The organism is Paracoccus sp. (in: a-proteobacteria), from assembly GCF_046462195.1.
Taxonomy (GTDB): domain Bacteria; phylum Pseudomonadota; class Alphaproteobacteria; order Rhodobacterales; family Rhodobacteraceae; genus Paracoccus.
Genome location: NZ_JBKGUN010000268.1, coordinates 1 through 10425, shown reverse-complemented (window position 1 = coordinate 10425; position 10425 = coordinate 1). Strand labels below are relative to the sequence as shown.

At 64.6% G+C, this 10425-nt stretch carries 10 protein-coding genes; 1 reads left to right on the top strand and 9 read right to left on the bottom strand.

Annotated features, from left to right (window positions below; all coding sequences use genetic code 11):
- The 8 genes from ACLHHB_RS16160 to ACLHHB_RS16125 form a co-directional block, all read right to left on the bottom strand.
- The coding region (locus ACLHHB_RS16160; protein ID WP_410219305.1) for a Mur ligase family protein at positions 1-778 on the bottom strand (778 nt) is incomplete at its 3' end.
- 72 nt (positions 779-850) lie between these two features.
- Complete coding sequence (gene mraY, locus ACLHHB_RS16155; protein ID WP_410219304.1) at positions 851-1933, bottom strand: phospho-N-acetylmuramoyl-pentapeptide-transferase; 1083 nt, start codon at positions 1931-1933, stop codon at positions 851-853.
- Between the two features lie 4 nt (positions 1934-1937).
- Positions 1938-3308: a UDP-N-acetylmuramoyl-tripeptide--D-alanyl-D-alanine ligase gene (gene murF / locus ACLHHB_RS16150; RefSeq protein WP_410219303.1), complete on the bottom strand. Its 1371-nt coding sequence runs from the start codon at positions 3306-3308 to the stop codon at positions 1938-1940.
- Positions 3305-4804 carry a UDP-N-acetylmuramoyl-L-alanyl-D-glutamate--2,6-diaminopimelate ligase gene (locus tag ACLHHB_RS16145; RefSeq protein WP_410219302.1) on the bottom strand — a complete coding sequence of 500 codons (1500 nt, stop codon included), beginning with the start codon at positions 4802-4804 and terminating at the stop codon, positions 3305-3307. Before ACLHHB_RS16145 ends, murF begins: the two co-directional genes overlap by 4 nt.
- A complete protein-coding gene (locus ACLHHB_RS16140) occupies positions 4801-6633 on the bottom strand; it encodes a peptidoglycan D,D-transpeptidase FtsI family protein (protein ID WP_410219301.1) in 1833 nt (610 codons plus the stop codon). Before ACLHHB_RS16140 ends, ACLHHB_RS16145 begins: the two co-directional genes overlap by 4 nt.
- The gene (locus ACLHHB_RS16135) at positions 6630-6971 is read right to left on the bottom strand and encodes a cell division protein FtsL (RefSeq protein ID WP_410219300.1); all 342 of its coding nucleotides are present in this window, start codon (positions 6969-6971) and stop codon (positions 6630-6632) included. The genes ACLHHB_RS16140 and ACLHHB_RS16135 overlap by 4 nt, the downstream gene beginning before the upstream one ends.
- The gene (rsmH, locus tag ACLHHB_RS16130; protein ID WP_410219299.1) at positions 6971-7939 is read right to left on the bottom strand and encodes a 16S rRNA (cytosine(1402)-N(4))-methyltransferase RsmH; all 969 of its coding nucleotides are present in this window, start codon (positions 7937-7939) and stop codon (positions 6971-6973) included. The genes ACLHHB_RS16135 and rsmH overlap by 1 nt, the downstream gene beginning before the upstream one ends.
- A 3-nt stretch (positions 7940-7942) precedes the next feature.
- Positions 7943-8455, bottom strand: coding sequence for a division/cell wall cluster transcriptional repressor MraZ (locus tag ACLHHB_RS16125; protein WP_410219298.1), 513 nt, complete (start codon positions 8453-8455; stop codon positions 7943-7945).
- A gap of 202 nt (positions 8456-8657) precedes the next feature.
- Here ACLHHB_RS16125 and ACLHHB_RS16120 point away from each other — a divergent pair, with 202 nt between their 5' ends.
- The gene (locus ACLHHB_RS16120; RefSeq protein ID WP_410219297.1) at positions 8658-8885 is read left to right on the top strand and encodes a hypothetical protein; all 228 of its coding nucleotides are present in this window, start codon (positions 8658-8660) and stop codon (positions 8883-8885) included.
- A gap of 182 nt (positions 8886-9067) precedes the next feature.
- Here ACLHHB_RS16120 and ACLHHB_RS16115 read toward each other — a convergent pair whose 3' ends face one another.
- Positions 9068-10153: a P-loop NTPase gene (locus ACLHHB_RS16115; RefSeq protein ID WP_410219296.1), complete on the bottom strand. Its 1086-nt coding sequence runs from the start codon at positions 10151-10153 to the stop codon at positions 9068-9070.
- Positions 10154-10425: the final 272 nt, after the last annotated feature.

Sequence of the window (10425 nt, the reverse complement as noted above, 5' to 3'; positions counted from 1 at the left end):
GCTTTTGCGCCGCCGAAATGCGGATGACGCGATCATCGGCCGGACCCATGGAAAGCTGGTTGGCCAGATACAAGCCCTCGACCTCGTCCACGCCGACAACAGCCCGGTCGGGTCCGCCTTCCGCAAACAAGCGCCGCTTGGCGGCAAAATAACCTCCCAGTCCCGCATGACGGTCGAGGTGATCGGCCGACAGGTTGGTCAGTACGGCCACGTCGGGCGTCAGTGCCCGCGCCAGATCCGTCTGGTAACTGGACAATTCAAGCACCACCACCTCGCCATCGATCGCCGGCTCCAGCGACAAGACGCCCGTGCCGATGTTGCCCCCCATCTGCGTGGGTCGGCCGCAAACATCCAGCACATGGTGGATCAATGCGGTCGTGGTGGATTTGCCGTTCGATCCCGTCACCCCAATCACGCGCGGGGCCCTGTCGAACCCTTCCCATTCGGCCGTGGCATAGCTGCGGAAGAACAGGCCGATGTCGTTGTCGACAGGCACTCCCAACTCATAGGCCTTGGCAACAACCGGATGAGGCCGCGGATAAAGATGGGGAATGCCGGGGCTGACGATCAGGGCCGAAATGCCCTGCCAGGCAGCGTCACGGCTCAGATCGACGATGGTCAGACCGTCGGCGGCCGCAGCCTCGCGCGTGTCCACGCCGTCATCCCATGCAACGACCCGGGCACCACCCGCAGCCAAGGCAGCCGCCGTTGCCTTGCCCGAACGGCCAAGCCCGAGGACGGCGATGGTCTGTTCTTCAACGCCCTGCACAGGGATCATGGAATCGCTCCTGATATCGCGGCCGGCAAATAATCGTGCCGGCCGCCTGATAAAGATGGCTTGGAATGAAAATCAGCGCAGCTTCAACGTGGCAAGCCCGATCAGCGCCAGGATCAGCGCAATGATCCAGAAGCGGATCACGATCTGCGCTTCGCCCCAGCCCTTTTTCTCGAAGTGGTGGTGGATGGGAGCCATCAGGAAGACACGCTTGCCGGTCCGCTTGAAGTAAAGCACCTGAATGATGACGCTCAGCGCCTCGACCACGAAAAGGCCGCCCACGATCGCGAGCACGATCTCGTGCTTGGTCACGACGGCAATCGCGCCCAAGGCGCCGCCCAAGGCCAAGCTGCCCGTGTCGCCCATGAAGACGGCCGCCGGAGGCGCGTTGTACCACAAAAATCCCAAGCCGCCGCCGATCAGGGCCGACACGAAGATCAGGATCTCGCCCGAGCCGGGGACATGATGCACACCCAGATATTCGGTGAAGTCCACGCGCCCCACGGTATAGGCAATCACACCCAGGGTGCCGGCCGCGATCATCACAGGCATGATCGCCAACCCATCCAGACCATCTGTCAGGTTCACGGCATTGGCCGCACCCACGATGACGATCATCCCGAAAGGAACGAACAGCAGCCCCAGATTGACCAGCGCATTCTTGAAGAAAGGCAGCGCCAGCTGGTTCGTCAGCGCGTCGGGGTGCATCAGCGACGCCGTCAGGGCCGCCAAGAACGCGATGATCAGCCCCAGCCCCATCCGGACCCGGGAACTGACGCCCTTGGTGTTGTGCTTGCTGACCTTGGCATAGTCATCGGCAAAGCCGATGCCGGCAAAGCCCACCGTGACCAGCAGCACGATCCAGACATAGCCGTTGTCCAGCCGCGCCCAGAGCAATGTCGAGAACAACAGCGCCGACAGGATCAGAAGCCCGCCCATCGTGGGCGTTCCCGCCTTTGCCAGGTGGCTCTGCGGGCCGTCGTCACGGATCGGCTGGCCTTTCTTCTGGACCTTGCGCAGGTAATCGATCAACGGGCGGCCAAAGATGAAGCCGAAGAACAGGGCGGTGAAGAACGATGCCCCTGCCCGAAAGGTGATATACCGGAAGAGGTTGAAGAAATCCCCGCCCTCGGACAGGTTGCTGAGCCAATACAGCATGGCATTATCCTTTTTCTTGGGCAGTTCCGGCGCGGAGCGCCTCGACCACCATGGAAATCCGCGAGGATTTCGATCCTTTCACCAGAACCACGTCACCCGCGGAAACCAGATCGCCCACCCGCTGCGCCAGCTCGGCGGCATTTTCGGTCCAAAGACCACGGCGCGCCTCCGGCAGCGCCTCGTGCAGATGCCGCATCAGCGGACCAGCCGCATGAACAAGATCCACTTGCGCCATCGCCGGATCATCGGCCAGCGCACGGTGCAGGGACACCTCGTCCACGCCCAGTTCCAGCATGTCGCCCAGAATGGCCACCCGGCGCGCGCCGTCCAACCCGACCAGCGTGGCAAGGCCGGCGCCAACCGAGGTGGGATTGGCGTTGTACGCGTCGTCGATCAGGCGGATATTGCCCAGATCCTCCACCGCGCCGCGTCCCTTGGGGGGCTGCCAGTCCGACAGTCGCGCCGCCGCCTGTGCCGGATCCGCACCCCCGGCCGACAGGGCGGCCAGCACGCCTACGGCATTCATGACGAAATGCCGGCCCGTGGTGGCCAAGGTGAAATCGAGGGTCTCGCCCATGATTCGCGCACGGCAGGTCAGTGCATCCCCCGTCGTCTGGATGCGCACCGGCCGCGCCATCCCATGCTCGCCGAAACCCACGACCACTGCGCCCGCGCGATCGGCGCAGTCGCGCAGGATCTGGGTCACTGTCAGATCTTCGGGCAGGATAGCGGTCCCGATCGGCTGCAGCCCCTCGAAGACCGCACCCTTTTCCTCTGCGATGCCCTCGATGGCGCCGAAAGCCTCGAGATGCGCGGCGGCGACGGTTGTGATCATCGCCACATGGGGACGGGCCATGCGCGACAGGGGGGCGATCTCGCCGGGATGATTCATCCCGATCTCGATGATTGCGAAAGCCGTGTCCGCAGGCATGCGCGCCAAGGTCAGCGGGACACCCCAATGGTTGTTGTAGCTGGCCTCGGCGGCATGGATCAGCCCCTGCCCCGCCAGCGCGGCCCGCGCCATGTCCTTGGTCGATGTCTTGCCCACCGATCCCGTAATGGCGATGACGCGCGCCTGCGTCCGGCTCCGACCGGCACGGCCCAGATCCTCCAGCGCACCCAGCACATCCGGCACGATCAGCAACGGCGCGTCACCCGGCAAGCCGTCGGGGATGCGACTGACCAGTGCGGCTGCCGCTCCCTTGTTCAGCGCCTGCGCCACGAACTCGTGTCCGTCACGCGCCGCTTGCAGCGCCACGAACAGATCGCCCGGCGCAATCGTGCGCGTGTCGATCGAAACGCCCGTCGCGGCCCAGTCACCCTGCAGCCGGCCACCCGTCGCGGCCGCTGCCTCCTTCGCCGTCCAGAGGGTCATATGCGTCCGTCCAATGCCGCCACTGCGACCGATGCCTGCTCGGCATCGTCAAAGGGATAAACATCCTGACCGACGATCTGGCCGGTTTCATGGCCCTTGCCGCAGATCAGCAGCGCGTCACCCGGCAGCAGTGCATCCACTCCGCGCAGAATGGCCTCGGCCCGGTCGGCCACTTCCGTGGCATCCGGACCTGCGCCCTCCAGAACGGCCGCACGAATGGCGGCGGGATCCTCGGTGCGCGGATTGTCGTCGGTGACGATGACGACATCCGCATGCTCGCGGGCGGCCTCGCCCATCAGGGGGCGCTTGCCCCGGTCGCGGTCGCCGCCGGCGCCGATCACGCATACGATACGGCCCATCACATGCGGGCGCAGCGACTGCAGGGCGGCCACGACGGCTCCGGGCTTGTGGGCATAGTCGACAAAGACCGCCGCGCCGTTCTCACGTTGCGCCGCCAGTTGCATCCGGCCGCGCACGGTCGAAAGTGTCGGCAGCACGCGCAGGATGCTTTCGGCAGAGTCTCCCGTTGCCAGGCACAGCGCCATGGCAGCCAGGACGTTTTCGGCCTGAAAACCGCCAATCAGCCCAAGCCGCACCAGATGCGTTTGCCCCATCACCGAAAAGCGCAGGTCCTGCCCCGTTGCATCATAGCGCTGGCCCAGGATGCGCAGCATCGCGTTCTCGTTCTGGCCGACGGTTGTCAGCGCCAGCCCGCGATCCTTGGCGATATCCGCCATCTGCCTGCCGCGCGGGCTGTCCACGTTGATGACGGCAGAAGCGCCGTCCTGCAGGATGTGGTTGAAAAGAAGAGCCTTGGCCGCGAAATATTCGTCAAAGCCGGCGTGATAATCCAAGTGGTCCTGGCTGAAATTCGTGAACGCCCCTGCTTCCACACGCACCCCGTCCAGGCGACGCTGGTCCAGGCCGTGACTGGAGGCCTCCATCGCGGTGTGGGTAACGCCCGCGGCCGTGGCCTCCGCCAGCAGGCGGTGCAGCGTCAGCGGGTCGGGCGTCGTGTGGGCCAGCTTGGCATGATAGTCCCCCTCGACCCCCATCGTGCCCATGCTGATGGCCTTGTGGCCCAGCGCCTGCCAGATCTGGCGTGTAAAGCTGGCCACGCTGGTCTTGCCGGAGGTACCGGTGACGGCAACGACATGATCGGGCTGGTCACGATACCACAGCGAAGCCGCGCCGGCCAAGGCTGCGCGCGGATCCTCGGCGACAACAACCGCGCCCTCCCAGCCGGAGAGGACCTCGGACGCGATCTCCGCCCCCTTGCGGTCCGTCAGGACCGCCGCGGCCTGCATGCGCAGGGCATACTGGATGAACTCTCCGCCGTGCACGGCCGATCCCGGCAGCGCGGCAAACAGATGGCCCGGCCTGACCGTGCGGCTGTCGATGGACAGCCCCGAAATGGCCGGGTCGCGCCCGTCGCGTGCCCGCAGCCCCAGCTGCGACAGCGTTACCTCGTCCTTGTTCACAGTCCCACCCGTCATTGATTTGCGACGAGCTTTATCTCAGGCCCTTCGCCCGGTTCAACACGAGGTGCAAAGCGAGCGGTGATCGTCGGCAGTTTTTCGTCGCTGATCGGCTCCAGCCCCAGCAGCGGACCGACACGGCGGATCAGTTCGGCCGCGACCGGAACGGCGGTATGGCCAGCCGTGCGGCTTTCCGCACCGCCGCCCACCGAGGCCGTCGGCTCGTCCAGCGCGACAATCAGCACATATTTGGGGTGGCGGGCCGGAAAGACCGAAGCAAAGGTCGCGATGACCTTGTTCTTGTAATACCCCCCGGACGCACGCGGCTTGTCGGCGGTGCCGGTCTTGCCCGCGACTTCGTAACCCGGCACTTCGGCCTGTCGCGCCGTTCCGCGCGTCACCACCTGCCGCAGCATGTCCACCGCCATGGCAGCAGCCCGTGGCGACAGGACCTGCTCGCCCTCGCTGCGCTGGCGGCCATGAACCAGCGTCGGCGTCACGCGCTTGCCGCCATTGGCGATCGTGGCATAGGCAGCGGCCAAGTGCAGCGGACTGGCCGCAAGGCCATGGCCAAAGCTGACCGTGGCCGAGGTCACGGCCGGCCAGCGCTGCGGAACCAGCGGCTGGCCCGTCGGTGCCTCCACCATCTCGATCGTTGTCGGCACGAACAGGCCCAGCTTCTGCAGGAAGTCCTTCTGACGATCCACACCGATCATCTGGGCAATCCGCACCGTCGCCACGTTGGAGGACTTCACAATGACGTCGGTCGCGCTCAGTTGGCTGCCATAGTTGTGAAAGTCATTGATCAGAAATTTGCCGATGCGCATCGGCGCCTTGGCATTGATCCCGCTGGACGGGTTGATCAGCCCGAGGTCCAGCGCCTGCGCAACCGGAAAGATCTTGAAGGTCGATCCCAGTTCGTACTGACCCTGAACCGCGCGATTGAACAACGGGCTGTCGGACGGATCCCCCTTCAGCAGCGGGCGGGGGCGGTCGTTGGGGTCGAAATCCGGCAGGCTTGCCATGGCCAGGATCTCGCCCGAGGCGACCTCCATCAGGATGCCCGTGGCTCCCTTGGCGTTCATCACGTTCATGCCCGAGGACAAGACGTCCTCCATCGCCTGCTGCAGCGTCAGGTCGATCGACAGGGACAGCGGCGCCCCCTCGTTCGCTGGATCGCGCAACCAGGCATCAAAGGCCTTTTCCACGCCTGCCACGCCGATCACCTCGGCGCTGGCGACGCCCTCGTTGCCAAAGCCGGATCCGCCCAAGATGTGGCTCGCGATGTCGCCGTTGGGATAGATGCGCATTTCGCGCGGTCCGAACAGCAGGCCGGGTTCCCCCAGGTCATGGACGGCCTGCATCTGTTCGGGGCTGATCTTGCGCTTGATCCACATGAACTTGCGCCCGCCGGTAAAGTCGCGCGTCAGCCGTTCCACCTCCAGGTCCGGAAAGATCCGCGCCAGCCCTTGGGCGGCGCCAACCGGGTCGATCATCTGGTGCGGGTGCGCATAAACCGAATGGGTCAGCAGGTTCGTGGCCAGCACCCTGCCCCGGCGGTCCGTGATGTCGGCGCGCTGCGACATGATCTGAGCCGACAGCACCTGTGCCCGCGGTTCGGAGGGCTGGCTGGAGGCCAGGGCGCCCATTCTCAAACCGACGGTTCCAAAGGCCAGGATGAAGCAACCCGCCATCAGCATCAGCCGCCCCTCTGCCCGGCGGCGCGCACGATCCTGCATCTGCTCGTGCCGGCGACGCCGGTTTTCCGCCTCGATATCGTCCGGATTGTCGCCCATTTCACGGGCACGAAGGATGCGGGCCAAGGGGCGCAGAGGGGTGCGGATCATGGCTGGGACTCCGTGGTCAGGGGATCGGTCTCGGTTTCAGGGGGTGCGGGCGGCTTCGGGTAATCGATGTGGTCGAGGTCGACGAACTGTCCGGTTTCGACAGGAACCAGTTGCAATCGCTCGAAATTCAGGTCGACCAGCTGGCGCAGCCGATCGGGGCGGTTCAGAAAGGCCCATTCCGCCCGCAGGACGCCCAGTTCCTCGCGCAGGTTTGCGATCTCGCGCTGGACCTGCGCCATTTCCCCGATCGAGGCTTGGGTGGCGTAGTTCTCGCGATACGCCCAGAACGCCAGTGCCATGACCACCAATGCACAGGCCAGATAGGTGACCGAGCGCATCAGGCAGCCCCCCTGCCAGGCAGGCGCGGCATGGCCAGCGCTGCTGCATCCACCGTGCCCGCAGCGGCCCTGGTCCGCACGCCCACGCGCAGCAGGGCCGAGCGCGCGCGCGGGTTCACGTCCAGTTCGTCAGGATCGGGACCAATGGCGCGGCGGAAGGGCAAGGTGAAGGCGGGATCCAGTTTGGCCTCGACCGGGGCATAGCGGTTGCCGCCCCCGCCCGCATCGGCCCGCGCCTGCATGAAGCGCTTGACGATGCGATCCTCAAGCGAATGGAAGCTGACGACCGCCAGCTGCCCGCCGGGCTTCAACGCCCGTTCGGCAGCCGAAAGCCCGGCAACCAGCTGCCCGAATTCGTCATTCACCCAGATGCGGATCGCCTGAAAGCTGCGCGTGGCAGGATGGCTTTGCCCCGGCTTCGGGCGCGGCAGGCAGCTGGCGACGATCTGCGCCAGTTCGGCGGTGCGGGACAAGGGCCGCGCCGCGACAATGGCCCGGGCAATGCGCCGCGCGGCGCGCTCTTCCCCGAAATGATAAAGCACGTCGGCAATCTCGGCTTCGTCGGCGCTGTTCAGCAGATCGGCGGCAGACGGGATGTTTCCCCCCATCCGCATGTCCAGGGGACCGTCGCGCAGGAAGGAAAACCCGCGTTCGGCCTGGTCCAGCTGCATCGAACTGACGCCCAGATCCAGTACCACCCCGTCCAGGGGCTGGCCAGCCAGCCGGTCCATGTCCGAAAAGGTCCCCTCGACCAGGCGCAGCCGTTCGCCATAAGCGCCGCTCCAGGCATCGGCCATGGCAAAGACCGACGGATCGCGATCCACCCCGATGACCAGATCGGCGCCGGCCTCCAGCAGCCCGCGGGCATAACCGCCCGCACCGAATGTGCCATCCAGCCAGACACCCTTGACCGGCGCCACGGCGCGCAGCAGCGGGTTCAGCAGGACGGGGATATGCGGGTCGGTCATGGGTTATCCCTCGTCGGTCTTGTGAAGAAAGGCGCGGGGATCGAACTCGGGGCCTTTGCTGGCGGCAAAATCCTCCAGCGCCTCGACGTCCTTGGGACGCGAGTCAGGGTGATAAACCTGGATATAATCGCCGCGCGATTCAAAGATCGTCTCGGTCCCCTCGGCAAAGCCCAGCTTGTCGCGGAGCTTGGCGGGGAGGACCAGACGTCCCTCACGGTCGATCTCGAGATCGGTCGACTGCCCGTTCATCAGCAGCTCCAGCCAGCGCCGTTCCTGGCTGCCACGCGTCAGGCGGTCGATCTGCGCGTCGATTTCCTCGATGGCTTCGATGGTGTAAAGCTCGAGCCAGTTCCACCAGTCCGGACCATAAACGGCCACCAGCTGGGTGCGTCCGGCATTCGATCCTGCAAAGGAAGGGTCTCCGGCATCGAACACGCGGCGGAGGCGTGCCGGAACCGACATGCGGCCCTTGCCATCGACCTTGACGGTTTCGGTGCCTCTGAACTTCCGCGCCACCTTGCGCCCGCCCTCACTGCCTGCTCTTCCGATCAGCCGAAAGAGAAAGGGCGGATCGGGCCGCTGCCACTGCCCGATCCGCCGCCCTCGTTCCCGTTACCCGGGCCCCTTTGCGGGGTTGGTTGCCGTCCCGGACACGCGCCACCTGGGGGAGGTGCTGCCCGCACGCACGGGACGGCTATTTTGGAAAACGGATGCCTGTATGAAGTCTGCTTCGCCTTCGCGGGGTCTTTTCGCCCCTTTTGCTGCCCGTTTTCGTGATTTGGTTGTGACATGGGAATTCATGGGAAGCAACGGTCTTCTTGCGGTACAGGCCATTGTTCGCCATGGAACAAACGCCCGGCCGAATCATGAAGACGAAAACAACCGCCCGATTTCGTTCCACAAATGGTGGCGCATCGGCGGGAATCCACCACATCTGGAGGATTGAAAAAATTTAAGAATTTTTGGTTCTGCGGCCCTTTCGGCACAGTTCCATGCAAGGCAAGCTCAATTTCAGACGGCCCGCGCAAATTCCTGCAGATAGATCACGGCACATCACGAAAGCGAGAGGTGGGGACGGTGCCTGTCCCATGCTTTCCCGAGGATCCCGCTGTTTCCCAGACCGCCGACTCAGGCCAATCCGCCTTGAATCAGACGATCGGCAAGACGCGCATACGCTTGGGACACGGCTCCTTCACCCAAGGCGACGGGCCGCCCCGAATCGCCGGCCAGCCGGACTTCGAGTTCCAGCGGCAGTTCGCCAAGAAACGGCAGATCCAGCGCCCGCGCTTCCGCCGCCACGCCTCCGTGGCCGAACAGATGAGCCTCATGCCCGCAGTTGGGACAAACATAGCTGGACATGTTCTCGATCAATCCCAGGACCGGGGTCTTGAGCTTGTTGAACATGTCGATGGCACGGCGTGCATCCAGCAGCGCCACGTCCTGCGGGGTCGACACGATGATCGCGCCCGACACCGGCGCCTTCTGACACAGGCTCAGCTGTACATCGCCCGTTCCCGGAGGCAGGTCGATCAGAAGGACATCAAGTTCGCCCCAGTTCACCTGCTGCAGCATCTGCTGCAGCGCCCCCATCAGCATTGGACCACGCCAGACCAGCGCCTCCCCTTCCTTCAGCATGAGGCCGACCGACATGACCGTGACCCCATGGGAATGCAGCGGTTCGATACGTTGACCGTCCGGGCTGGCGGGGCGGCCGCTAACCCCCATCATGCGCGGCTGCGAAGGACCATAGATATCGGCATCCAGCAATCCCACCTTGCGCCCCGCCCGTGCAAGAGCCACGGCCAGATTCGAGGTGACTGTCGATTTGCCGACACCGCCCTTGCCTGATCCGATGGCAAGGATGTGGCGTACGCCCGGGATCGCCTGCGGCCCGGCCTGTGCGGTGGGATGACCGCCGATCTTGAGGGAAGGCGCCTGACCCGATACCGCCTTGGGAGGTGCCGGCTTTGCCGGGGCGGTCATGACGATCTGCACCTTCTCGACCTCGGGCAGGCTTTCCAACCTTGCCCGGGCCTCGGCTTCGACCGGTGCCATCGCCTTGGCCGTGGCCGCATTCTCCACCTCTATGACGAATCGTACAGTGCCGTTTTCGATCGTCACCGCCCGGACAAGGTCGGCCTGACCCAAGGTTCCGCCCTGCGGCAGGGGGATATCAGAGATTGCCGTAAGGATCGCTTCGCGGGTGACGGGCATGTGAGAAACCTGTGTCTTGTGTGCCTGACAGCATGAAGCATAGAAGCCCGGGCCTCAACACCCCCTTCCTCAAACGAAGCCATCAGCAGGCTAAATCTTTCGAAACAGACGTTTTTCGCAGATGCAGCGTGATCGCTAACAAATGTATCGTATCAATTTTATGAAGGTTAATCAGAGGTAAACAAGGCAGGCTGGCTGGCTTCAGGCATGCATTTGCTGCATGGCAGCATTGGCAAAACCGTACGTTGTGCACAGGCGGCAAAACCTCCATC

What these genes read in the sequence shown, in the direction of transcription:
- ACLHHB_RS16135 (WP_410219300.1), bottom strand. Translation starts at nt 6,971, where the DNA reads ATGCGCTCGGTCACCTATCTGGCCTGTGCATTGGTGGTCATGGCACTG.
- mraY (WP_410219304.1), bottom strand. Translation starts at nt 1,933, where the DNA reads ATGCTGTATTGGCTCAGCAACCTGTCCGAGGGCGGGGATTTCTTCAAC.
- ACLHHB_RS16145 (WP_410219302.1), bottom strand. Translation starts at nt 4,804, where the DNA reads ATGACGGGTGGGACTGTGAACAAGGACGAGGTAACGCTGTCGCAGCTG.
- murF (WP_410219303.1), bottom strand. Translation starts at nt 3,308, where the DNA reads ATGACCCTCTGGACGGCGAAGGAGGCAGCGGCCGCGACGGGTGGCCGG.
- ACLHHB_RS16115 (WP_410219296.1), bottom strand. Translation starts at nt 10,153, where the DNA reads ATGCCCGTCACCCGCGAAGCGATCCTTACGGCAATCTCTGATATCCCC.
- ACLHHB_RS16120 (WP_410219297.1), top strand. Translation starts at nt 8,658, where the DNA reads ATGAAGTCTGCTTCGCCTTCGCGGGGTCTTTTCGCCCCTTTTGCTGCC.
- ACLHHB_RS16140 (WP_410219301.1), bottom strand. Translation starts at nt 6,633, where the DNA reads ATGATCCGCACCCCTCTGCGCCCCTTGGCCCGCATCCTTCGTGCCCGT.
- rsmH (WP_410219299.1), bottom strand. Translation starts at nt 7,939, where the DNA reads ATGACCGACCCGCATATCCCCGTCCTGCTGAACCCGCTGCTGCGCGCC.